At 53.9% G+C, this 21,458-nt stretch carries 27 protein-coding genes and 1 other RNA gene; 18 read left to right on the top strand and 10 right to left on the bottom strand.

Going from position 1 to position 21,458, the window contains the following annotated elements:
- Positions 1-49 precede the first annotated feature (49 nt).
- The 6 genes from HOL66_15410 to HOL66_15385 form a co-directional block, all read right to left on the bottom strand.
- A complete protein-coding gene (locus tag HOL66_15410; protein MBT5245625.1) occupies positions 50-862 on the bottom strand; it encodes a YmdB family metallophosphoesterase in 813 nt (270 codons plus the stop codon).
- 17 nt (positions 863-879) lie between these two features.
- A complete protein-coding gene (locus tag HOL66_15405; protein ID MBT5245624.1) occupies positions 880-1,245 on the bottom strand; it encodes a hypothetical protein in 366 nt (121 codons plus the stop codon).
- A gap of 1 nt (position 1,246) precedes the next feature.
- Positions 1,247-1,801: a 5-formyltetrahydrofolate cyclo-ligase gene (locus HOL66_15400; protein ID MBT5245623.1), complete on the bottom strand. Its 555-nt coding sequence runs from the start codon at positions 1,799-1,801 to the stop codon at positions 1,247-1,249.
- A gap of 36 nt (positions 1,802-1,837) precedes the next feature.
- A non-coding RNA gene (gene ssrS, locus HOL66_15395) (6S RNA) lies at positions 1,838-1,991 on the bottom strand.
- Between the two features lie 14 nt (positions 1,992-2,005).
- On the bottom strand, positions 2,006-2,341 hold the full coding sequence (locus tag HOL66_15390; protein ID MBT5245622.1) for a cell division protein ZapA: 336 nt from the start codon (positions 2,339-2,341) through the stop codon (positions 2,006-2,008).
- A 7-nt stretch (positions 2,342-2,348) separates the two neighbouring features.
- Entirely contained in the window at positions 2,349-2,588 is a 240-nt protein-coding gene (locus tag HOL66_15385; GenBank protein MBT5245621.1) for a hypothetical protein, read from the bottom strand.
- A gap of 318 nt (positions 2,589-2,906) precedes the next feature.
- Between HOL66_15385 and gap the strand changes: the two genes are divergently transcribed.
- The 13 genes from gap to HOL66_15320 all read left to right on the top strand — a co-directional run bounded on the left by gap (position 2,907) and on the right by HOL66_15320 (position 15,170).
- Positions 2,907-3,917 (top strand): type I glyceraldehyde-3-phosphate dehydrogenase, encoded by a 1,011-nt coding sequence (gene gap, locus HOL66_15380; GenBank protein ID MBT5245620.1) that lies wholly within the window; start codon positions 2,907-2,909, stop codon positions 3,915-3,917.
- A gap of 412 nt (positions 3,918-4,329) precedes the next feature.
- On the top strand, positions 4,330-5,358 hold the full coding sequence (phnD, locus tag HOL66_15375; GenBank protein MBT5245619.1) for a phosphate/phosphite/phosphonate ABC transporter substrate-binding protein: 1,029 nt from the start codon (positions 4,330-4,332) through the stop codon (positions 5,356-5,358).
- 84 nt (positions 5,359-5,442) lie between these two features.
- Positions 5,443-6,294: a phosphonate ABC transporter ATP-binding protein gene (gene phnC, locus HOL66_15370; protein ID MBT5245618.1), complete on the top strand. Its 852-nt coding sequence runs from the start codon at positions 5,443-5,445 to the stop codon at positions 6,292-6,294.
- The gene (gene phnE, locus HOL66_15365; GenBank protein ID MBT5245617.1) at positions 6,291-7,106 is read left to right on the top strand and encodes a phosphonate ABC transporter, permease protein PhnE; all 816 of its coding nucleotides are present in this window, start codon (positions 6,291-6,293) and stop codon (positions 7,104-7,106) included. The genes phnC and phnE (HOL66_15365) overlap by 4 nt, the downstream gene beginning before the upstream one ends.
- A complete protein-coding gene (phnE, locus tag HOL66_15360; GenBank protein ID MBT5245616.1) occupies positions 7,103-7,915 on the top strand; it encodes a phosphonate ABC transporter, permease protein PhnE in 813 nt (270 codons plus the stop codon). Before phnE (HOL66_15365) ends, phnE (HOL66_15360) begins: the two co-directional genes overlap by 4 nt.
- A 45-nt stretch (positions 7,916-7,960) precedes the next feature.
- Positions 7,961-8,371, top strand: a complete 411-nt coding sequence (locus HOL66_15355; GenBank protein MBT5245615.1) for a hypothetical protein — start codon at positions 7,961-7,963, stop codon at positions 8,369-8,371.
- Complete coding sequence (gene thiE, locus HOL66_15350) at positions 8,368-9,015, top strand: thiamine phosphate synthase (protein MBT5245614.1); 648 nt, start codon at positions 8,368-8,370, stop codon at positions 9,013-9,015. Before HOL66_15355 ends, thiE begins: the two co-directional genes overlap by 4 nt.
- Positions 9,016-9,090: 75 nt before the next feature.
- The gene (gene efp / locus HOL66_15345) at positions 9,091-9,660 is read left to right on the top strand and encodes an elongation factor P (protein ID MBT5245613.1); all 570 of its coding nucleotides are present in this window, start codon (positions 9,091-9,093) and stop codon (positions 9,658-9,660) included.
- 6 nt (positions 9,661-9,666) lie between these two features.
- Entirely contained in the window at positions 9,667-10,461 is a 795-nt protein-coding gene (locus HOL66_15340; protein MBT5245612.1) for an inositol monophosphatase, read from the top strand.
- A 721-nt stretch (positions 10,462-11,182) separates the two neighbouring features.
- Positions 11,183-11,503: an OmpA family protein gene (locus HOL66_15335; GenBank protein MBT5245611.1), complete on the top strand. Its 321-nt coding sequence runs from the start codon at positions 11,183-11,185 to the stop codon at positions 11,501-11,503.
- A 71-nt stretch (positions 11,504-11,574) separates the two neighbouring features.
- Positions 11,575-12,723, top strand: a complete 1,149-nt coding sequence (locus HOL66_15330) for a flagellar motor protein MotA (protein ID MBT5245610.1) — start codon at positions 11,575-11,577, stop codon at positions 12,721-12,723.
- A gap of 13 nt (positions 12,724-12,736) precedes the next feature.
- Positions 12,737-13,909 (top strand): peptidoglycan -binding protein, encoded by a 1,173-nt coding sequence (locus HOL66_15325; GenBank protein ID MBT5245609.1) that lies wholly within the window; start codon positions 12,737-12,739, stop codon positions 13,907-13,909.
- Between the two features lie 76 nt (positions 13,910-13,985).
- The gene (locus HOL66_15320; GenBank protein MBT5245608.1) at positions 13,986-15,170 is read left to right on the top strand and encodes an MFS transporter; all 1,185 of its coding nucleotides are present in this window, start codon (positions 13,986-13,988) and stop codon (positions 15,168-15,170) included.
- On the opposite strand, the gene cyaY is transcribed toward HOL66_15320, so the two are convergent.
- Entirely contained in the window at positions 15,157-15,495 is a 339-nt protein-coding gene (gene cyaY, locus HOL66_15315; GenBank protein MBT5245607.1) for an iron donor protein CyaY, read from the bottom strand. The genes HOL66_15320 and cyaY overlap by 14 nt on opposite strands.
- A gap of 250 nt (positions 15,496-15,745) precedes the next feature.
- On the opposite strand from cyaY, the gene rpmE reads away from it, so the two are divergent.
- The 5 genes from rpmE (at position 15,746) to HOL66_15290 (ending at position 19,482) form a co-directional block, all read left to right on the top strand.
- Positions 15,746-15,973: a 50S ribosomal protein L31 gene (gene rpmE, locus HOL66_15310; protein MBT5245606.1), complete on the top strand. Its 228-nt coding sequence runs from the start codon at positions 15,746-15,748 to the stop codon at positions 15,971-15,973.
- A gap of 44 nt (positions 15,974-16,017) precedes the next feature.
- Positions 16,018-16,557, top strand: coding sequence for a hypothetical protein (locus HOL66_15305; GenBank protein MBT5245605.1), 540 nt, complete (start codon positions 16,018-16,020; stop codon positions 16,555-16,557).
- Positions 16,558-16,664: 107 nt separating this feature from the next.
- Entirely contained in the window at positions 16,665-18,518 is a 1,854-nt protein-coding gene (locus HOL66_15300; protein ID MBT5245604.1) for an adenylate/guanylate cyclase domain-containing protein, read from the top strand.
- A 153-nt stretch (positions 18,519-18,671) separates the two neighbouring features.
- Complete coding sequence (locus tag HOL66_15295; protein MBT5245603.1) at positions 18,672-19,142, top strand: Hsp20 family protein; 471 nt, start codon at positions 18,672-18,674, stop codon at positions 19,140-19,142.
- A gap of 121 nt (positions 19,143-19,263) precedes the next feature.
- Positions 19,264-19,482, top strand: coding sequence for a hypothetical protein (locus HOL66_15290; GenBank protein ID MBT5245602.1), 219 nt, complete (start codon positions 19,264-19,266; stop codon positions 19,480-19,482).
- Between the two features lie 271 nt (positions 19,483-19,753).
- Here HOL66_15290 and HOL66_15285 read toward each other — a convergent pair whose 3' ends face one another.
- From HOL66_15285 to HOL66_15275, 3 genes are all read right to left on the bottom strand, one after another.
- Complete coding sequence (locus HOL66_15285; GenBank protein ID MBT5245601.1) at positions 19,754-20,191, bottom strand: acyl-CoA thioesterase; 438 nt, start codon at positions 20,189-20,191, stop codon at positions 19,754-19,756.
- A complete protein-coding gene (locus HOL66_15280; protein MBT5245600.1) occupies positions 20,188-20,631 on the bottom strand; it encodes an acyl-CoA thioesterase in 444 nt (147 codons plus the stop codon). Before HOL66_15280 ends, HOL66_15285 begins: the two co-directional genes overlap by 4 nt.
- Before the next feature lie 617 nt (positions 20,632-21,248).
- Positions 21,249-21,431: a DUF1192 domain-containing protein gene (locus HOL66_15275; protein MBT5245599.1), complete on the bottom strand. Its 183-nt coding sequence runs from the start codon at positions 21,429-21,431 to the stop codon at positions 21,249-21,251.
- Positions 21,432-21,458 lie beyond the last annotated feature (27 nt).

Below are 21,458 nucleotides of genomic sequence, written 5' to 3'. Positions count from 1 at the left end.
TATGGCAGCATTTGGGCGGCTCGGTAAAGGGAGGGCTGGCGGGATAATTTCAGCCTGGCACGGTTTCGGCCAGTCTGCCACCCAGCCGTACAGGTTCTACGGATTTGGCGAGTCCGGTGGTGTCGTCCGTTTCGACCAGCACCGCACACAGGGTTGCCTCCTCGCTTGCCGGTTCCAGCCGCCCGGCAGGCAATTTGGAGGTGAAGCGGGCGACCGCCGTCTCCTTGATCATACCAATCACTGAATTGTAATCCCCACACATGCCCATGTCAGTCTGATAGGCGGTGCCGCCGGGCAAAATCTGGGCGTCGGCGGTCGGAATATGTGAGTGAGAGCCGACGACGACCGAGGCCCGGCCGTCACAATGATGGCCCATGGCCATTTTTTCGCTGGTCGCCTCGGCGTGCATGTCGACGATAATGGCGTCAACGCCCTGACCAAGAGTGTATTTTTCCAGAACATTTTCGACAGCCAGAAATGGATCATCGAGCGGGTCCATGAACAAGCGCCCCATGGGATGGATAACCAGCACCTTTTTACCGGCTTGCGTCTCGAACACGCCGGAACCTGCACCCGGCGTGCGGGCCGGGTAATTGATCGGGCGCAGCAGCCTGGGGTCGCTATCGATATAGTTCATGATTTCGCGCTGGTCCCAGACATGATTGCCGGTGGTGATGACATCGACGCCGACCTGATAAAAAGTGGCGCAGATTTTCTCGGAAATACCAAAGCCGTGAGCCGCGTTCTCGCCGTTAACGAGGACGAAATCCAGGGCCAGACGGGCCCGCAGGTCTTCTATATTATAAAGGATCGCCTGACGACCGCTTTTACCGACGACGTCACCGCACATGAGAATTCGCATCACAAACCTTTTAATTTTTAAACGGACACTTCGATAGCCAGACGCAAGCCCTTTATATCGACTGCGCCCTGTTCCGTCATTATATGGAATATACCCGGCGGAAATTGAATGGGGAAAATGATTACCTGGCGCGGTGGCTGGGCATCACTGCTGCCGCGTTTTGGTAAATGTTCCGCCAATGTTTTCTTTGAGTGGGTAAAATACCACTCCAGCATTTCTTCGGAACTGAAATCCAGACCACTGGCGGTTTCGGTGAAGAGGGCCGCCTTCTCCTTATCGATTGCGTACAGATCTTCGGTCTCGCGTGGCAGTTTTAACTGATCGCTTTCATCATGATAATAATCGATATCCAGACCGATATGCCTGATTGTGTAACCATCCATTTTAAATCTTTCCCTGCTCGGTGACGATAAAATCAAGCCGCTGGTCAAACCCGTCACGGGGAATCAGATCGACCCGCTGGGCGGCAAAGGCGACACCGATAGAAAGAACATTCAACCCCGCCAGGGTTCGGTCATAGAAGCCGCCGCCCTGACCCAGACGGTAACCCTGATCATCAAAAGCCAGTAGTGGTGTTATGATGACGTCCGGGATCACTTGGGCATGTTGTTGATCCGGTTGCACTGTTTTCAGCGGGCCTTCAACCAGTTCCATGCCAGGCGACCAACTGCGAAAAATAAGCGGACTGGCGCTTTCGACAACGACAGGCAAGGCCACCCGCCAGCCATCATCGATCAGCGTGTTCATAAGCGGACCAACATCAATTTCGCTGCCGATGGCCCAGTATGCGGCAATGATGGTGGGTGGCTTGTCCTTAAGAAGAGCCAACACATGGGAGGCAAGACTCACTGCTGCGCCCTTCCCGTCCTGACTATGGGCTTTTAACCGCCTTGTCCGCGCGCTCTCGCGCATCTTGTTTTTGTCTTGATCGGCGGACATTCAATAACCTTGGCCATTTTTCAAGAAATAAAACAGAACGGGGCCGCGGGGTCGTTGGCGAAGCATCCACCGTGGCCTGCGGTTGCAGGTGGGCGCCATATACCGGACCCAGGAGTCCGGCAGGGACAGCTCCCTAAGGGTAGATATTGGCCCCAGGGATAACGTTGCCTGACGAGGCCCGCAGCACCCGTTCCTTATACTTATCTAAGCCTGTTCGAGGCCGGCGGCAATATTTTCGATGCGTTCGGCAATTTTTTCCACGGCCACGGCAAGTTCCTCCTCGCCCCTGGCAGTCGAGGCGCCGCCATCACCCTTGCCTTTAAGAGATTCATTTTCGCTATACAGGTCGGAAAGTTCATCGGCCAGCAAAAGGCAAACCATGACCAGCAGACGCGAATCGCCGACCTGACCGACGGCGGCGACCAATTCATTGAGGCGCTTGTCGACATAATCACCCAGCCGGGTCAGGTGGGCTTCCTGACCGTCATCGCAAGCGACCTGATATTTGCGGCCGTTAATGGTGATCGAGACTTGCGGCATGACTTTTTCAGACCTCTTTAAGGACAGTTTTCAGACGTTTGATCGCACCATCAAGGCGCTCGCCAGTGGCTTTATTGACGCCTGTCAGTTTCTCGACTTCACTTTTAAGGGCTGCGACTTCGGCCCCGTCATCACCGCTATTTTTTGCCTCCAGGGCTTTTTCCAGGCGCTCCATTGCCGCGTCGAGACGCTGGCTGGCGGTTTTTAACCGCTTGGGCTTGTTGCCTTTTTTACCGACGAGCGCCACGTGAGAAATCCTTTTGAAAACCGATGCTTAAAACAATAAACGCATGTTCTAACTGAAGAACAATATGCCCTGCAACTCAAGCCCGTCAACCGGCACGCAGATGTTAATTGTAAAATAGGGACAATATGTCCATTGACGGGCAGGAAAATCCGATCAATCTTGCGCCCACCCGATGGGGTGAGCCCCTACCCCCCGGCAGGGGTGTTAGCCCACACTGGTGTCCGTGCTATCACAGGCGCATTGAATTCTGATTTTAAGTGAACTTACTCAAAGGTTTTTAATTTACAGGCCGGATATTCGGCCATTGGGAGGATAAAGATGGCGATTCGCGTAGCAATTAATGGTTTTGGCCGTATCGGTCGGTTGACGTTTCGGGCACTGGTTGAATCCGGTCGTGACGATGTTGAAGTCGTCGGCATCAACGATTTGGGATCAGCGGAAGCCAATGCTCATCTGTTGAAATATGATTCGGTTCACGGCGTCCTTCCCACCGATGTGACAGTTTCCGGTGACACCATGAACGCCGGTCGCGGAGACATCAAAGTCACATCCGAGCGTGATCCTTCGGCCCTGCCCTGGGGTGATCTTGGCGTCGATGTGGTTTACGAATGCACTGGCATTTTCGCCTCCAAGGAAAAAGCCTCCGTTCACCTTGATGCAGGTTCCAAGAAGGTTCTGGTATCCGCCCCCGCTTCCGGCGCCGACCTGACCGTTGTTTACGGCGTCAATGACGACAAGCTGGAAGCTGGTCACACGGTTGTTTCCAACGCCTCGTGCACGACCAACTGCCTGGCGCCTGTCGCCGACATCCTGAACAAGCTGGTTGGTATCGATAAGGGTTTCATGACCACAGTCCACTCCTTCACCGGTGATCAGCGCACGGTTGATACCCTGCATTCAGATCTGGGCCGTGCCCGTGCAGCGTCGTTGAACATCATTCCGGCGACCACCGGTGCGGCTAAGGCCGTTGGCCTGGTCTTGCCGGAACTGAATGGCAAGCTGGATGGCACTTCCATGCGTGTACCAACCCCGAATGTTTCCGTTGTTGATCTGTGCTTCAACGCCAATCGCAAAACGTCGGTTGAAGAAATCAACGAAGCCATCAAAGCCGCCAGCCAATCAGATCGTCTAACAGGCATTCTGGGTTACACCGAACTGCCGCTGGTATCGAGTGACTACAACCACAGCTCATACAGCTCGTTCTTCGCGGCACCTGAAACCAAAGTCATGGATGGCGACTTCGTCCGCATCCTCACCTGGTACGACAACGAATGGGGCTTCTCCAACCGCATGTCGGATACCGCTGTGGCGATGATGAAGGCTTCTTAGGTTCCCTCAAGCGCCGGGCGGGTTCTCCGAACCCTTGGCTCGCCGCAGGAGCGGCGGCCTGCAGTCGCGGGCTTAAGAAATAAATGAAAAATGGCGGCAGGATATTCTCCTGTCGCCACTTTTATTTTGACTTCCAGAGGCCCAGCCAAGAGAGCGGAGCGAACGCCCGGCGCCTGAGGGACTTGAACACTAAAAGCGATTATCTAAATAATCGCGTGACTGTTCCGTCGCGTTGACCAAGTCTCTGATCGGGGCGCAAGATTGGGTAAACGCAATAACTTTCATCGGCAATAAATATCAACAAACGTTTTACTTCACGTTTCTGTGGAGTCACAGTGACGCCTTAATTTAGGACGGGGAACGTAGGTGGACTGCAAATCCCTGCAAACAGCAGATTAAGGGAGTATCAAAAATGGATTTCAAATTAACGCTGCGGCAGGCTATACGGGTCTGCGCCATGAGTATTGTTTCCGTCGCCTTCGTGTTTGGACTATCGGCTCCTGTATCCGCCGATGAATGCAAAAACCGGGGCGATCTTGATTCGCGCTTCTGCGATGCCGATGGAGATCTGGTCGCCGATATGCCGACCGATGCAAGCAAGTGGCTGGACCCTGATACCCTCATTTTCTCGTACACCCCGGTTGAAGATCCTTCCGTTTATGAGAACGTGTTTACTGAATTCATGGACTATCTTTCCAAGGCTACGGGAAAGAAGGTCAAATGGTATGGCGCTGAATCCTACGCCGCTCAGGTCGAGGCCATGCGTTCGGGCCGTCTGCACGTCGCCGGCATCTCGACTGGCCCGACGGTGTTCGGCGTCAATCTGGCCGGTTACGTGCCGATCGCCATCATGGGCAAGCACGACGGCAGGTTCGGCTATAAACTGCAGTTGATCACCCACAAAAGCAGCGACATCACCAAAGTTTCCGATATGAAGGGGCGCAATATCGCCCATGTGACACCTTCGTCAAACTCTGGCAATCAAGCGCCCAGAGCCCTGTTCAAGTCACTTGGCGTGGAACCTGACAAGGACTATGAGGTCAAGTACTCGGGCAAGCACGACAACTCGATCATGGGTGTCGCCAACATGGACTACGACGCCGCTCCCATCGCCTCCAGCGTACTGGACCGCATGGTCGAAAAGGGCGTCGTCAACAGGGATGACCTGCGCGTCATCTGGGAATCCAAGTTGTTCCCGACCACATCATATGGCTTTGCCCACAACTTGCATCCTGATCTTCAGCGCCAAGTCACCTACGCATTCCTTTCCTTCGACTGGGCGGGAACGGCGCTGCATAAAGAGTTCGGCTCAAAATCCGATCGCTTTATTTCGATCAGCTTCAAGGACCACTGGTCGGACATTCGCACCATCCAGAAGATGAACGGCACCGTTTATAACGAGGCTGCATTGCAAGGTATGAAGGTCAAGAAAAAGAAGTAGAAAGCAGTTGTATCTTGAGCCTACGCTAAAAATCGCCGTCCCCGCCAGTATCGGGGCGGCGGTTTTTTAAGTGAAAGGACGGCAATGCTGACCATTCAAAATCTTGTAAAAATCTACCCCACCGGTGCCAAGGCGCTGAACGGCGTCAGCTTTAGCGTCGACGATCCCAAGGTGATAACAATCATTGGCCCTTCCGGCGCGGGCAAGAGTACCCTGATCCGCTGCATCAACCGGCTTGTCGACCCCACTTCCGGGCAAATTCTGCTGGACGGGATGGATATCGCCGGATTGGGCAGCCACGGCTTACGCAAGGCGCGTCGGCGCATGGGCATGATCTTCCAGGAATACAATCTTGTCGAACGCCTGACGGTGATGGAAAATGTGTTGTCGGGACGCCTGGGCTACATCGGATTCTGGCGGGCCTACCGGCGCAAGTACCCGCCCGAAGACGTCAGCGCCGCCTTTAAGCTTTTGGACAGGGTCGGCCTGGACGGTTACCAAAACACCCGCGCCGACGCCCTGTCGGGGGGCCAGCGCCAGCGTGTCGGCATCGCCCGGGCCCTGATGCAACGCCCCGACCTGCTGTTGGTTGACGAACCGACAGCCAGCCTGGATCCCAAGACATCGCGCCAGATCATGCGGTTGCTGGTCGAATTGGCCCGTGAAAACAACACGCCGGCCCTGATAAATATCCATGACGTGGCCCTGGCTCAAACTTTTTCGGATCGCATCATCGGACTGGCCGATGGGCGAATTGTCTTTGACGGCACCGCCGAACAGGTCACCGCCGATGTGCTGACTCAAATCTATGGCGAGGAAGATTGGAGCACCACCATCCGCAAGGTTGACGACGAAGACGAGGGCGGCGGTGAAACGCAAAGCAAAGAAAAACCCAAGAAAGATAAGGGTTTGATCCGGGAGTCCTCGTCGGGATGACGAGCGGAACTGAAAATCAGGATACTGCGCCGGGCGAGTGGCACACCATAAAACTGGTTGAAAATCCTTATTGGCGTTACGGACTTGTGGTCATAGCCGTGGCCTACCTTTTTTTCTCCATGAGCACCCTGGACTTCAACTGGCATCGCATGTCCAGTGGCCTGACACGGGCCGCCAACATGTTCTCGCGCATGGTGCCGCCCGATTTCACCCGCTGGGAGTTGCTGGTCAAGGGAATGATAGAAAGCGTCCAGATGGCCTTCGCCGCCAGCTTCTTCGGCATGATCATCGCTATTCCGCTGGGTTTATGCGGCGCTTCCAATCTGGTGCCCCGGCCAGTCTACCTTGTGGCGCGCGCGATTATCGTTCTATCGCGCACTTTCCACGAGATCATCATCGCAATTTTCTTCGTCAAGATATTCGGTTTCGGCCCGCTGGCCGGTGTGCTGACCCTGGTCGTGGCATCGGCCAGTTTCATTTCGAAAATGCTGGCCGAAGACATCGAGAACATGCCTCCGGGTCAGATTGAGGCGGTGCGCGCCACCGGAGCCAGCTTTCCCAAGCTGTTGATTTACTGCATTTCGCCACAAGCCCTGCCGCGCTATATGGGTGTCTCCATTTATCGCCTCGACGCCAATATTCGCCATTCCACGGTCGTCGGCATCGTCGGGGCCGGCGGCATCGGGCAGGTCCTGGCCGCCACCTTCAGCCGTTACGACTATGATTTCAGTCTGGCCATCTTGATTGTCATCGTCAGCATCGTTTTCCTTGGTGAGATTTTCTCAAACTGGGTACGGAGCGGCCTGCGATGACCCTGGAAGAACATGTGCGGAAATATCCGGAAGTCTGGCAACGCTTTAATCCACGTCAAACACTGATCCGCTACATTTGGTATGTCAGCATCATCTTCGTCGCCGTGTGGTCGGTTAGCAACCTGGATATCCCGTGGATTTATTTTCTCGACGCCCATGTGCAGGCGTTGGATCTGGGGGTTCGCATGTGGCCGCCCGATCTGGATTTTCTGGACAAACTCTACGAACCGCTGATTGAGACCATCCACATCGCCACCCTGGGCACCGTGGCGACCATCGCGATCGCCTTTCCTGTGGCGTTCCTGGCGGCCCGCAACACGACTTTCAACTCCGTGACATGGTTTATCGGTCGCCTGATCCTGGTCACCTCGCGCTCGGTTAATACCGTGGTCTGGGGATTATTGTTCGTCGCCATTTTCGGTCCCGGTCCGATGGCCGGCATCTGGGCAATCGCCTTCCGCTCCATTGGTTTCATGGGCAAGCTTACGGCCGAAGCCATCGAGGAAATTGATCAGGGAACGGTGGAAGCCATCAAAGCCACCGGCGCTTCGCGCCTGCAGGTGTTGTGGATCGGTATCCTGCCCCAGGTTCTGCCGGTGATTTACGGCACCACCATCTATCGCTGGGACATCAACATACGGGAGTCCACGGTTCTGGGTTTCGTCGGCGCTGGCGGCATCGGCATCCAGCTCTATTCTTCCATCAACCTGTTCGCCTGGCGGGAAGTCTCGCTGATGCTGGTTTCAGTTTTCTTCGTCGTGGTGATTAGTGAATTTATTTCCGCCGGTGTGCGCCAGAAAATCAGCTAGTCCCCCCTTGGCATTTTCACACAACCATCCTATGTCTACGCCATCATGAGCAACGCCATCATTATTCACTCACTGGAACACGCCCAGGCGGCCCTAGAGGCGGCTGTTGACGTTGGTGCCCGGGTCACCCTGATCAGCCCTGCCGGGGCGGCGGCAACCCTTGGTGCAACTGTCTTTCGGGACATTGTCGCGCAAGCCGCAGAAAGTTTCCCGGACGCCGATTTCCAGGCCGTTCTCGATTGTGGAGACGATCCGGGACTGGCATTGGGGGCACTCAGGCACGGCATTAAAGTGGTGCGCATATCCAACGGCCGGGAATTGTCTGAAAAACTTGCCGATATCGCAGGTCAGCGCGGGGCCACGGTCTATACCGAAACTGGTGATGAACTTGATCTGTACGACATGAACAACCCCGCCGCCGCCTGTCGCGCATGGCTCAAGGAACTGCCGCAATGACTGATTTCAACCGCACACAGTTATACCTGATCACGCCACCAAAACTCGACCTGTCCGTCTTTCCCGACATTCTGGCACGCACTCTGGACGCCGGTCGTGTCGCCTGCCTGCAACTGCGCCTCAAAGACATGGTAGAAGAAGACATCATCCGCGCCATCGATGCCTTAAAGCCGATCGCCCAGGAACGCGGTGTCGCATTTTTGCTCAATGATGACCCGGCCCTTGCCGCCAAGACCGGTTGCGACGGGGTTCATGTGGGCCAGCAGGACGCCACCTACGAAGAAGCCCGTGAGGCCATCGGGAATAACGCCACCATCGGTGTCACCTGCCATGATTCCAGACATCTGGCCATGGAGGCCGCTGAAGCAGGCGCCGATTACGTCGCCTTCGGCGCCTTTTTCCCGACCGCAACAAAAACACCGAAAGCCCACCCGGATCCGCAAATCCTCAACTGGTGGAGCAAAGACATGACCGTGCCGGTCGTCGCCATTGGTGGCATCAGTGTTGAAAACTGCCAGCCCCTGATTAGCGCCGGGGCAGATTTCCTGGCCGTCGTCGCCGGGGTTTGGGATTACCCGGAAGGACCGGAACAAGCCGTCGTCGCCTTCAACAGGCTGTTTAAGAAAACGCCCGTCGATCCTTAAAAAACCTGTGCCATTGCTTCATACAGGGCAACCTGATAGCTTCCGCGCCTTACAGTCAAAAGATGGTCCGAAATTATGAAAATTAATGGAAATGCCGTTCGTCCCGGTATGGTGATTGAACATCAGGGACGCCTGTGGCGGGCAGTGAAAATCCAGCACACACAGCCAGGTAAAGGCGGGGCTTACCTGCAGGTGGAATTGCGCGGCGTACGCGATGGAACCAAGCTTAACGAACGTTTCCGTTCTTCGGAAACAGTCGAGCGGGCACGCCTTGACCAGAAGGACTACCAGTACCTTTTCGCCGATGGCGACATGTACACATTCATGGATAACGAAACGTACGAACAGATCACCTTAAACCGCGAGCTGATCGGTGAAGAACAGATCGCTTTCCTGCAAGAAAGCATGATCGTCGCTGTTGAAAGTCATGAAGACGATCCCATTGGCGTTCAGTTGCCCGACCATGTCACCCTTGAAGTAACGGAGGCCGATGCCGTCGTCAAAGGACAGACGGCGTCTTCATCATACAAACCGGCGGTTCTTGAAAACGGTGTCAAAACACTGGTTCCGCCCCATATCGGGACAGGCACCCGCATCGTCGTCAACACCGCTGATGCTTCATATGTCGAGCGAGCGAAAGATTAACAACTGATGGCCCACCGTTCCGCCCTGGTAAATGTGATGATCGCCGCGGCCCAGAAGGCGTCGCGCAAACTTCTGCGCGATTTTGGCGAAGTTGAAAACCTGCAAGTGGCGCGTAAGGGCCCTGCAGATTTCGTCAGTTCGGCCGATAAAACCGCCGAAGACACCCTGCACTACGCGTTGAAGAAGGCGCGGCCTAATTATTCCTTCCTGATGGAAGAATCCGGCGAGATTGTTGGCTCCGACAGTTCCAACTGCTGGATCATCGATCCCCTGGACGGGACCACCAACTTCCTGCACGGATTGCCGCACTTCGCCATCTCCATTGGCTTGCAGCGTGATAACGAACCCTTCGCCGGGGTCATTTATGAACCCGTCCATGATGAAATGTTCTGGGCCGAAAAGGGCCAGGGGGCGCACCTCAATGACAGGCGCATCCGGGTTTCGGGACGCAACGCCATGGATGAGGCCCTGTTCGCCACCGGCATTCCTTTCATGGGCGCACGCGACCATCCGTTGTTCCTTAAACAACTTGAAGCGGTGATGGCCGTCTCCTGCGGGGTGCGCCGGTTTGGATCGGCAGCGCTCGACCTGGCATACGTTGCCGCCGGGCGCTATGAAGGGTTTTGGGAAACCGGCTTAAGCCCCTGGGACATAGCCGCAGGTATCGTCATTGTCCGCGAGGCGGGTGGATACGTCACCGAGATTGACGGCAAGGGCAAGATGCTGGAGAGCGGCTCTATTCTGGCCGCCAACGACCAACTTCACGTGCCCTTGGGCAAACTGATTAAGAACGCCACTTAAAAAACCCGCAAGGCGTTGAGCTTACCCGGTAAAATGGTTGTGCCACGAGCCACGCTTGGTTATCTTGACAGAATATAATTTGGGCAAAGCCAGCAACGGGCGGTATATCAGACGCATCATGGACTTATTTCAAAACAATTCTCAATTTACCAGCGCACGTCCTGTCATCACGGGCGCGCTGACGGCTTTTTCACTGGTTCTTGCAAGTTCAGCCATCGCCACGGCTCAGCAAGATACCTACATGGATTTCTCCCATCCAAATGTAACGGTAGACCTGAGTGTCATCGATAATGGCGGCTACAAGCCGGCAACCGGTGCAGAGGCCACCGTTTTTGGTGGTGGGTCTGGTATCAAGTTGATCATGCCGGGCAGTCAGGCGCCAACGTCCATGCTTCATGTTCCGACAGTCAGCGGAAAAACTCTGGTCTTGCCGAAGAAACAAAAAGCTGTTCAAAGTGCCGCCAAGAAACAAGCCCCTGCCCCGGTTGTTAAAACAGCACCAGAACCGGCACCTGTCAAACTTGCCGCCCCGGCGAAACCGGCAATAACGCCAGCAGCCGCACCGGAAGTCAAAAAAGCGCCGCCGCCAGCACCCGTTGTCGAACCAGCCCCGAAAGTCGCCAAGGTTGAGGCACCAAAAGCACCGGCCCCGCCGCCAGAACCGAAAGCGGAAAAGGTTGTCGCCACAGAGCAAGCGGCAGTGCCAGCGGCAACATCGGCAATGGGCCCGGGACAGGCCTTGCGAGTCACCTTTACCGGCGATCAGACAAAACTTCCGGCAGCCGCAAAAGACGGATTGGTCGCGTTGGCCAATAAGATGAAGGGACAGGAAAGCGTACGCCTGCAATTGATGGCCTATGCTGGCGGCCCGTCTCTGTCATCGAGTCTGGCCCGCAGAATGTCACTTTCCAGGGCGCTTGCGGTTCGTTCTTTCCTGATTGAAAGCGGTGTCAGAAGCACCCGCATCGATGTACGGGCACTGGGCAATAAAACAACTGAAGAACCCATCAACCGTGTCGATCTGAACGTAGCGGAGCGATGAACGCCTTAAAATCGTCACGATTTTTATCTCCAAATACATCTGGTACATAAGTTAAGGAGAGTTCTCCGACCATGACCAACCCGCGGCGCTTTCTTCTTAGAATGGTTTTGTTCCTGATAGCCGTCATGGCTGTCGCGGCTTTTCTGTTTGAGCCCCTGCAAGGCGCTTTCATGGCCAACGCCCCCTTAAACGGGTTAATCATCGGGGTTCTTGTCCTTGGCGTGATCTATAATTTCCGTCAGGTCATCATGCTCTATCCGGAAGTTTCGTGGATTGAAACGTTCCGTCAGAACGGTCAGGCCACATCGCAAAGCAGCCAACCGCGTCTGCTGGCCTCGATGGCGACAATGCTGGGCGAGCGCAATCGCGATCATTTAAGTCTGTCCGCGCTTTCCATGCGCTCCCTGCTGGATGGTATTTATTCCAGGCTCGATGAATCCCGCGACCTGTCACGCTATACAATCGGGTTGCTTATCTTCCTGGGCCTTCTAGGCACCTTCTGGGGATTGCTGGGCACCGTTGCTTCCATTGGTAACGTTATTGCCAACCTGAGCATCAATGCCGATACTTCAGCCGTCTTTGCGGATTTGAAAGATGGTCTGCAAGCTCCCATGACCGGCATGGGCACGGCATTTTCATCATCCCTGTTCGGTTTGGCCGGGTCACTGGTGCTGGGGTTTCTTGATCTTCAAGCCGGACAAGCCCTGAACCGCTTCTATAATGACCTTGAAGAATGGCTATCCAGCCTGACCCGCCTGTCCAGTGGTGCGCTCTCTGCCAGCGGCGAAGGCGACCAGTCCGTTCCGGCTTATGTTCAGGCGCTTCTCGAACAGACGGCCGAAAGTCTTGAAAGCCTGCAACGGACCATCAGCAGGGGCGAGGAAAGCCGGATTTCGGCGAACAACACCCTGATGGCGGTCGGTGAGAAAATGGGCACCCTTAGCGATCACATGCGCACTGAACAGGCGTTGATGATGAAACTGGCCGAAAGCCAGCTTGAGATGAAACCGATCCTGGCCAGATTGGCTGAAAACAGCGGTTCGTTGGGTGGTTCAAGCGGCGGTCTGGATGAAGCGACCCGCAGTCATATCCGCAATCTTGATGTCTACATGGCGCGCCTTGTGGAAGAATTAGGCAGCGGACGCGAAGACATCATTTCGCAGCTACGCAGCGAAATCAAACTGCTCGCCCGCACCATCGCCGCGACCAAGGACGGGTAACGGGTAGCGTGACATGACCACCCTCGCCCGCCGCGCCCAACGAAGCACCAACATCTGGCCCGGTTTTGTCGATGCCCTGGCAACCTTGCTGATGGTCATCATTTTCCTGCTGATGATCTTCGTGCTGGCCCAGTTCTTCCTTGGTGAGGCGCTATCAGGCCGTGACGCGGCCTTGCGTAAATTGCAGATCCAAATTACCGATATGAGTGATCTTCTGTCGCTTGAACGCAAGGCCAATGAAAACATGCGCCTGAATATCGCAACCATGACCGACGACTTGCAGGCGTCCCTTATTAGCCGCGACAATCTCAAAACATCCCTGTCGGCGATAACCCAGCAGGCCGAAAGCCTGTCGGCAAAACTGACCGACTCCTTTGCCGTCATTGAAGCCGACAAGGAAACCATCGAAACCAAAATTCAGGAACTGGTTAAACTGACAAACGACATCGCCGCGCTGAAAGCTTTGCGCGAAGAGATGGAAACCAAGATTACGGACATGTCCACGAAGTTGGGGGACAAGGACAAGGATGTCGCCAAGGAACGCAACATTGCCGAAAGCGCCCGTGCCCAGGTTGCCCTGGCCAATCGTCAAATGGCCGCTCTACGCGAACAATTGGCGCGTATTTCCGAAGCCCTGGAAGTCGCCGAACAAAAGGCCGAGGACCGTGGCGTACAGATTTCGTCTCTTGGCAAACGCCTAAATTCGGCGCTGGCCACCAAGGTTCAGGAACTGTCGCGATATCGTTCTGAATTCTTTGGTCGTTTGCGCGAGGTGCTGGGTAACCAGCCCGGAATCAGAGTTGTCGGTGACCGTTTTGTTTTCCAGTCGGAGGTTCTGTTCGCCTCTGCATCAGCTGAACTTGGTGAAGAAGGGCAAGACCAGCTACGCCAGCTGGCAGCAACGTTGCGCGATATCATGACCCGCATTCCGGACGACATTGACTGGATACTGCGCATCGACGGGCATACGGACAACGTTCCCATATCAAACTGGAAATTCCCGTCCAACTGGGAGCTTTCTGCGGCTCGCGCCATATCGGTGGTCAAATTCCTGATCGCCGAGGGGATTTCTGCCGACCGCCTGGCCGCAGCCGGCTTTGGCGAATTCCGCCCGCTTGACCATGCCACTGACGAAGTCGCCAACCGCCGTAACCGCCGCATCGAAATGAAAATGACGCAGCGTTAAAATCTGATCATTGACAACCCCCCTTCTATCCTTTCATTTAGCCCTCCGCTGAAGTTCCCAGGATTGCTTTATCCATATGCTGACCTTGTTTCTTATTGTCTTTATTGATCTTGTCGGTTTCGGAATCATCATTCCGCTGCTGCCGTTCTTTGGCGAGCATTTCGATGCCAGTCCGGCCGTGATCGGCCTTTTGATGGCGTCCTATTCGCTGACCCAGTTTATCGCCGCCCCTTTTTGGGGTCGCGCCAGTGATCGTATTGGTCGCCGCCCGGTTTTATTGATCACGTTGGCCGGGGCTTCCGCATCCTATGTGCTGTTGGGATTTTCCAATTCATTATGGATGTTATTTCTGGCGCGTGCCCTGGGCGGCTTCATGGCAGGCAACATTTCAACCGCCTTCGCCTACGTCGCCGATATCACAACACCTGAAAACCGCACCAAGGGCATGGGCGTCATCGGCGCCGCCTTTGGCCTTGGCTTTATCGCAGGTCCTGCCATCGGCGGGATTCTTGCTGGCCCCGATCCGCTGAACGCGGATTACCGAACGCCATCACTGGCCGCTGCGGGCTTGTCCGCCATTGCCCTGACCATGGCCTTTTTCCTGCTTAAAGAATCCCTGTCAGATGAGATCCGTAAACGGATTGCCGAGATGCCTGCCAAAAACCGCCGCCAGCAATTTAAAAGCGCCCTTGCCAAACCCGGCGTCGGTCTGTTGATCGGCCTGTCCTTCCTGGCGACCTTTGTTTTTGCCGGCATGGAAACAACCTTCGCCATGTGGTCTGAACGGCGCATGGGTTGGGGACCACAACAAAACGGCTACCTGTTCGCCTTTGTCGGCATTCTCGCAGCACTGGTGCAGGGCGGTCTTGTCGGAAGGTTGGCCAAACGTTTTGGCGAAACCAATCTGGTAATCCAGGGCGCTTCCGCACTGGCCCTTGGCATGTTATTAATCCCGTTCACCAATTCCCTTGCCACCTTGCTGGGCGCCATGGTTATCGTCGCTTACGGGTTCAGCATCATCACGCCATCACTGAACAGTCTCATTTCCCTGCAGGTTGCCTCAAGCGAGCAAGGCGGGGTCATGGGGGTTGGGCGTTCGGCAACGACCATGGCCCGGGTCATAGGGCCGGCTTGGGCCGGGCTCATGTTCTCAATGCTGGGTATGGACTGGCCTTACTTCGGTGGGGCCGTGGTGATGACAGTGGTTGTCTTGCTTGGCCTTCGCGGTTTGAAGTCAATCCGCGTTCCTAAGAAAACTTAAACGAAAAAGCAGTTCCCGAAGCCGTGGTCATCTCGTTTGACAACAAATCATTGAGCTTTTCCCCGGCCCGGGTGTCGATCCAGGTGTCCTGGTGTTCATCAAAATAAAAGTGCTTGGCGCCACTAAGGGGTGAGGACAGCCAGATTTCCTGATTTGGCGCCTGTTTGTTGATGACGTACTGGCTGCCATTTTCCAACTCGATAGTAAGAATCCCCGCTTCAAGGTCCACATCCATGACATCGCCCAGGGCGTCATCAATTTGCTCAAATATGTCATGCAGGGTTTTTTCGGCTTGAATTTCAAAGGCTTTGCTGTCGAGCGGCATGTTCAGGACTCTTTTTCCGGCTTTATATAAATTACCGAATCACTTCGGGTGGGCGCACTTTAGAAATTATTTCACCGTATAAGGTATTGTTCTTATTCATTTTCGGTTAATATTTTCAGCGTTATGCTTACATACTGATTCGCAGATCAAACGTGCACATAATGAGTCGTCAACCGTATTTCAATATGACCACTTGAACACACTAGGATGTCAGAGTATACAGGGCGGCTTATTTTCAGGAGCACAGACAGTGAAGAAAGATACGCATCCAGACTACCATGAAATCACCGTTCAGATGACTGACGGCAGCACCTACGCGACCCGCTCCACGTGGGGCAGCGCCGGTGATACCATCAAGCTGGACATTGACCCGAAAACACACCCTGCCTGGACCGGCGTACATCGCCTGCTCGACAGTGGCGGACAGTTGGCCAAGTTCAACAAGAAATTCAAAGATTTCGGGTTGAAGCACGACTAAGTCAACCTGCCTGGATAAATTCTCCCTGGGGGTGGGAGTAACTGATGGCTCACCAGACCCATTACGAAGTACACGTCAAGCAGAACGGCCGTTGGGAAATCCACGGCCGCCATACGCAGGCGGAAAAAGAGCAGGCCATCGAGGAAGCCAAATCCCTGGACGGGCAAAAGCACATCCAGGCGGTCAAGGTGATCCAGGAAATTTACGACCCTGAAGACGGCTCCTCCAAGGAGTATAACGTCTACGCTCCCGGTCAGAAGAAATACCAGCCGCCGCGGAAGAAAACCAAAAAAGACATCGAAAAAGAAGAGGCCGAGGAAGAAACGAAAACGGTGGCCAAAAGATTAAAGAAACCGGTAAAAGGTCGTTCCCTTGTCAGCATCCTTATGAGCATCGCCCTGATTTCAGGGTTTTCGACTATTGTTGGCGCACTGTTTACCTGGTTTACCGGAATGTTCCTGGCCGATACAGGCGTCAGTGGCAACGCCCAGACAAACATCCTGTTTATTGTTTTCCTGTCGGTCTTCGTGATCGCCGCCATCCCCATGGCGATCGTTTTCCTTGGTAAAGGCGACGACGATTAATTAAGCCTTTTCAACAATCCCATTCAGGATGTCAAAACCGGCCAGCTTGAATTATAATTTTCATAAGTGTCTTCAGAGACAAGAATAATTCTGCTGTAGGGAATGCAATGGCTAAGCAGGTAATTTTTGAGGTTCATGTCTCTCAGAACGGTCGCTGGGAAATCCAGGGCCGTCATGAATCTTCTGAAATGAATGCCGCCATTGCCGACGCCAAGGGCCTCGACCAACTCCCCAACATCGAAATGGTCAAGGTCATCCTCGAAGAGTATGACGACGAAACCGGCCACACCACAGAAAATATTGTCTACCGTTCGGCCGGCATGGAAGATAGCGAAGGTGGCCCTGTCTCCATAGCAAGCCAGGTCAGGGGGGGGAAAAAATCGGGCAAATCTGCGGGCGCCTCGTCAGCCGCATCATCGGGTTCATCGTTTTTTGATGATGATGATGATGACGATGATTTTTTTAATGATGACTATTCGTCACCCCGGGCAAAGAAACCGGCGCGGAGAGGGCGCCCCGGCGCTCGTAAAAAAACCACCTTCGTTGGCGTCCTCGTTAAAATCCTTCTGATTATTCTTTTTTCTGTAACCATCGCCGCCCTGATGGCTGGCGGCGCGATCATGTTCCTGCGTGATACCTCCCTTAGCAGCAACGTGCAGACGAACATCGTCTTTGTCATCTTTATCATCATTTTCCTAGTCAGTGCCGTTGTCATGTCCCTTAATTTCATGAAAAAAGATGAAATCAGCGTCCCCGAAGTAAGAGCCCCCAGGAGGCGACAACGCCCTGCAAAAACGCCAAAACAAGCTTCTAAACCTGAGAAACCCAAGAAGGAGAAAGAGAAGAAACCGACCAAAAAGAAAATCGAAAAAGACGAAGATCTGGATCCCAGCGAAGAAGGTCTCGCCTCGATGGCCGGGGAAGCATTGAAAGAGGAACTTAAGCAGGAAGAAGCCAAGAAGAAAGAAGCCACCCCTGACCCCGAAGAAGAGCAGGAGGAGGAAGAAACACCGGAAGCGGAACCTGAACAGCCAACAAACCTGTCTGCCCACGCCGAGAAGCAGCGTGTCTACCTGATGACGTTCTTAAGCGAGGGTTTGGAAAAATGTAAAGCCGACACCAAAAAACTCGACAGCTACAACAAGTTCGGCCTCAACCTGTTTTTGGCCGGTGCCAGCGAAATTATGGGACAATCGCGCAACCTTGATCATTATTCCCTGACCAAGATTCTCGCCGAGACCGTCTCACTGATGGGCTTTAAAGAAGCAGATGCCGCCAAGTTTTCTGAAAAGTATGAGGACTACCTACTCGCCGATGCCCGTTACATGCAGATGTTCCAGGCAGGCCGCAACGCCATGAATACCTACATGGATAAAAACCCCGAAGCCATGAAGTATCTGGGCCAGGCTTTGGACGATTGGAACAAGCCGACGCAAAAGGAAGAAAGCACGGGCCCGGTCACTGTCCTGTTCACCGACATTGCCGGTTCCACGGCCATGACCCAGAACCTGGGTGACGCGGTCGCACAACAGGTTGTGCGCGCCCACAACCGTATTGTCCGCGAAGCGCTCACCCAATATAACGGCAAGGAAATCAAGCATACCGGCGATGGCATCATGGCATCGTTTTCGACCACATCAAACGGCGTCGAAGGCTCTATCAAAATCCAGATCGATACAGCCAAACACAACGAAAACAACCCGGACCTTCCCCTGCACATCAAGATTGGCCTCAACGCCGGGGAACCCATATCCGAAGACAACGACCTGTTCGGCTCAACAGTGCAGATGGCCGCGCGCATCGTTGACAAGGCCAAGGCCGACGAAATTTTTGTTTCCGAAGTCATTCGCGGCATCTGCGCGGGCAAGGAAACCACGTTTAAAAACCGTGGCCCCTTCGCCATGAAGGGCTTCGAGGATGACCCGATTCTCTATGAAGTTGTTTGGACCAGCGAAGAATAACGCCTGCCCCTTGCGGCCAACGTTTGACCACCATATATCCACTTTAGCGACGGATGCCGACAGTTAAGGGTCCGCCGTAAGACCATATCAGGGGTCCGACCATGATGGTGGGCCCTGCTAAACCTGTCTCGCTTTTTAAAAGGAGAAAACGTTATGCGTACTATTGATTTCACCCCCCTTCACCGTTTCGCCGTCGGCTTTGATCGCATGCAGCGCCAATTCGACAACGCCATGCAAGTGGATGGCGCCCAGCCATCTTATCCGCCCTACAACATCGAGGCTTTAAGTGCCGAAGATGGCGCCGATAAATATCGCATCACCATGGCGGTCGCCGGTTTTAGCGAAGAAGATCTGGACATTGAACTTAAGGAAGACACCCTGTTCGTTTCAGGCAAGGCCGACAAGCCAGAGCAGGAAGTTCAATACCTGCATCACGGCATTGCCGGTCGAGCGTTCGAGCGCCGCTTTGAACTCGCCGAACACATCAAGGTTCTTTCCGCAAGCCTGGAAAACGGCATGTTGCATATCGAACTTGTCCGCGAGGTGCCGGAAGAAAAGAAACCGCGCCGGATTAGCATTGAACCCGCAAGCAAAGTCAAAGGAATTGAAGACAAGGCTGCCTGAAAACCTTAGGCACTTTGATCATCAGGGGTGCGCCTACGTGCATGTGGCGCACCCCTTTTGCTTTTACACACAATGATGTTAGGGTAATTCGACTATTAACGGTTTAAGGAGAGAAAACGCGATGGAGAAGCTCGGCACGGCTTTCATGTTCGTCATGAAACTGCTTCCGGCGGTCGTCATTTTCACGTTATTTCTCTCATTCGAGGGCAACCTGCGCTGGCTCGCGGTCCTCGGCTTTATCCCGCTGGCCCTGGTTTTCTGCAAGGGCTGCACCGCCTGCATGAGAGAACCCGATCAAAACCAGAAAGAAAACGCCTGGCATCCGGGCACCGGCAACTGATCTTCACTCAGCTATAACGCTTGAACATTTCCAAAATAGAATCCGGGATTGGCGGTCCAGTCTAGGCCCCCTTCTTTCATCAAAAAGCACACGACGATGGCTCCAAAATAACTGTAGTACATGACGTTATTGAACGCCGTATGAAGGTGGATTTTGGTTCACTTAACGAAGGAAGGATTTGTTATTATTGATTATTATATATTCTCAAGTTCCTCAGGAACCAACACAAGCCAAGAAAAAATCACCCCGGAAAATCAAGGACACTTATTGTCTATTTCTTATGGCGAGTGTACGCATTCATTGCCGTTTCCGGTATCGGCACCGGGCGCTCATCATTGCGGTCAACCCAAACATGAACCCATTCACTTGTTGCGCTTGGTTCTTCGTCGCCTTGTGCAAACAGGGCTAAAGAATATTTCACGCTAGAGCGCCCTATGTGTGTGATCGTCAACCCCACATCCAAGTGCGACGGAAACGCAACAGGGCGTAAGAACCGACAACTTGTTTCTGCTGCGTAGGGTAGGCATGGCGATTTCATCCAATCGTTGTCGCATTCGGTTTGCACGAAATTGACAACGCACGCTTCAAAATATGAATAATAGACCACATTGTTCACATGGCCGAGTTGGTCATTGTCATTCCAACGGGTCGCCATAGCATACCAAAACGTGAAATCTTCGCGGCAGGTGATATCGGCAATTTCGCTCATTGTTCATTTTCCATCAGGCGTTCAAGGGCGGTGCGGATGGGGGCCGGGATCGGCACCGGTTTGTTCGAGGTGCGATCAACGAAGACATGCACGAAGTGGCCACTGGCGACGGCCTCTTCGCCGCCCAGGCGGAACACCGCCAGTTCGTAACGCACGCTGGTCTTGCCCAGTTTGGCGACCCCTAGTCCCAGTTCGATGGTTTCAGGGTAAGCAACAGACTCGCTAAAGCGGCACATGGTTTCGACCGCAACACCGATCACCGGCGCATTAACAATATCAAGCCCGCCGTGTTCGATCAGATAATTATTCACCACCGTATCGAAATAGGCGTAGTAGGTGACGTTGTTGACGTGCCCGTAAATATCGTTGTCGGCCCAGCGTGTAGGGATGGTTGCGATGTGGGGGTAATCGGCCCGGGCAAGGGATTGTTCGGTGCTCATTGGCGTGTCTGTTACCGGATAAACAAAAGTACGAAAAAGGAAAAGGGCCACCGATAATCCGGCAGCCCTTTTAGCCTCAACCTGTCAAACTCGCCATTGATTTTTTTATTGGCTGGCAGGGACTCTAGCCAAGCTGGGGGGCTTTGGTCAAGGGGCATTTTTTGACTTTCAACGATCAATTTTCTTGACACGAATTCTGATAATGCCCGATTGCAAAAAAAAGAGCCGCCCCCAAAAAGGGGCGGCGAGTTTTACAGGGAGGCGTCAGGATGAATGTTTTAGGATAGGTCTGATAAAGACCCACATCCATCCGACAATAAAGCATAGTCAATTTATCCTTAACATCAGGTTAACCAATACCAAATTGCACTAATAATGACCCATAGAGATCGTGTATGCAGTCCGTCGGGTAGGAGAGAAGTCGCCGTCGATGCCTCGCATCATCAAGACTTTTCGACGCCCTCCGACGGGCTGCATACACGACCGGAAGGCGTCTTCACAAGACTTTTGGACGGCGTCCCGCACATCTTGCGATACACCGGATCGCCGCGCCGGGCGCTCCTAGCCAAAAGTCTTGTGAAGCCGTCTCTATGAGTCATTATTAGTGCAACTTGGTATTAGCTTTTAAAGGCGCTTTCGGCGCCGCTTTTGGCGTCGTTTTTAAGAGCAATAGCAGCCCGGACACGGCTAATTTCCGCCTCCAGTTCCTCGATGTATTCGCCAAGCGCTTCAATCGACATCACCTCAAGGTCCTTTTGTTCGGCCTTTTTCTTTTCCGGCTCCAGATCATCCGTATCCATGGCGCTTCCCTTCGTTTGTCTCTTGTC

It is taken from the genome of Rhodospirillaceae bacterium (genome assembly GCA_018662005.1).
Lineage (GTDB): Bacteria > Pseudomonadota > Alphaproteobacteria > Rhodospirillales > JABHCV01 > JACNJU01.
Note: the sequence above shows the minus strand (reverse complement) of the source record. Positions and strands in the feature narration are given on the sequence as shown.

Coding starts and splice junctions, on each gene's coding strand:
- HOL66_15410 (MBT5245625.1), bottom strand. CDS start 862: ATGCGAATTCTCATGTGCGGTGACGTCGTCGGTAAAAGCGGTCGTCAG.
- HOL66_15405 (MBT5245624.1), bottom strand. CDS start 1,245: ATGGATGGTTACACAATCAGGCATATCGGTCTGGATATCGATTATTAT.
- HOL66_15400 (MBT5245623.1), bottom strand. CDS start 1,801: ATGTCCGCCGATCAAGACAAAAACAAGATGCGCGAGAGCGCGCGGACA.
- HOL66_15390 (MBT5245622.1), bottom strand. CDS start 2,341: ATGCCGCAAGTCTCGATCACCATTAACGGCCGCAAATATCAGGTCGCT.
- gap (MBT5245620.1), top strand. CDS start 2,907: ATGGCGATTCGCGTAGCAATTAATGGTTTTGGCCGTATCGGTCGGTTG.
- phnD (MBT5245619.1), top strand. CDS start 4,330: ATGGATTTCAAATTAACGCTGCGGCAGGCTATACGGGTCTGCGCCATG.
- phnC (MBT5245618.1), top strand. CDS start 5,443: ATGCTGACCATTCAAAATCTTGTAAAAATCTACCCCACCGGTGCCAAG.
- phnE (MBT5245617.1), top strand. CDS start 6,291: ATGACGAGCGGAACTGAAAATCAGGATACTGCGCCGGGCGAGTGGCAC.
- phnE (MBT5245616.1), top strand. CDS start 7,103: ATGACCCTGGAAGAACATGTGCGGAAATATCCGGAAGTCTGGCAACGC.
- HOL66_15355 (MBT5245615.1), top strand. CDS start 7,961: ATGAGCAACGCCATCATTATTCACTCACTGGAACACGCCCAGGCGGCC.
- thiE (MBT5245614.1), top strand. CDS start 8,368: ATGACTGATTTCAACCGCACACAGTTATACCTGATCACGCCACCAAAA.
- efp (MBT5245613.1), top strand. CDS start 9,091: ATGAAAATTAATGGAAATGCCGTTCGTCCCGGTATGGTGATTGAACAT.
- HOL66_15340 (MBT5245612.1), top strand. CDS start 9,667: ATGGCCCACCGTTCCGCCCTGGTAAATGTGATGATCGCCGCGGCCCAG.
- HOL66_15335 (MBT5245611.1), top strand. CDS start 11,183: ATGGGCCCGGGACAGGCCTTGCGAGTCACCTTTACCGGCGATCAGACA.
- HOL66_15330 (MBT5245610.1), top strand. CDS start 11,575: ATGACCAACCCGCGGCGCTTTCTTCTTAGAATGGTTTTGTTCCTGATA.
- HOL66_15325 (MBT5245609.1), top strand. CDS start 12,737: ATGACCACCCTCGCCCGCCGCGCCCAACGAAGCACCAACATCTGGCCC.
- HOL66_15320 (MBT5245608.1), top strand. CDS start 13,986: ATGCTGACCTTGTTTCTTATTGTCTTTATTGATCTTGTCGGTTTCGGA.
- cyaY (MBT5245607.1), bottom strand. CDS start 15,495: ATGCCGCTCGACAGCAAAGCCTTTGAAATTCAAGCCGAAAAAACCCTG.
- HOL66_15305 (MBT5245605.1), top strand. CDS start 16,018: ATGGCTCACCAGACCCATTACGAAGTACACGTCAAGCAGAACGGCCGT.
- HOL66_15300 (MBT5245604.1), top strand. CDS start 16,665: ATGGCTAAGCAGGTAATTTTTGAGGTTCATGTCTCTCAGAACGGTCGC.
- HOL66_15295 (MBT5245603.1), top strand. CDS start 18,672: ATGCGTACTATTGATTTCACCCCCCTTCACCGTTTCGCCGTCGGCTTT.
- HOL66_15290 (MBT5245602.1), top strand. CDS start 19,264: ATGGAGAAGCTCGGCACGGCTTTCATGTTCGTCATGAAACTGCTTCCG.
- HOL66_15285 (MBT5245601.1), bottom strand. CDS start 20,191: ATGAGCGAAATTGCCGATATCACCTGCCGCGAAGATTTCACGTTTTGG.
- HOL66_15280 (MBT5245600.1), bottom strand. CDS start 20,631: ATGAGCACCGAACAATCCCTTGCCCGGGCCGATTACCCCCACATCGCA.
- HOL66_15275 (MBT5245599.1), bottom strand. CDS start 21,431: ATGGATACGGATGATCTGGAGCCGGAAAAGAAAAAGGCCGAACAAAAG.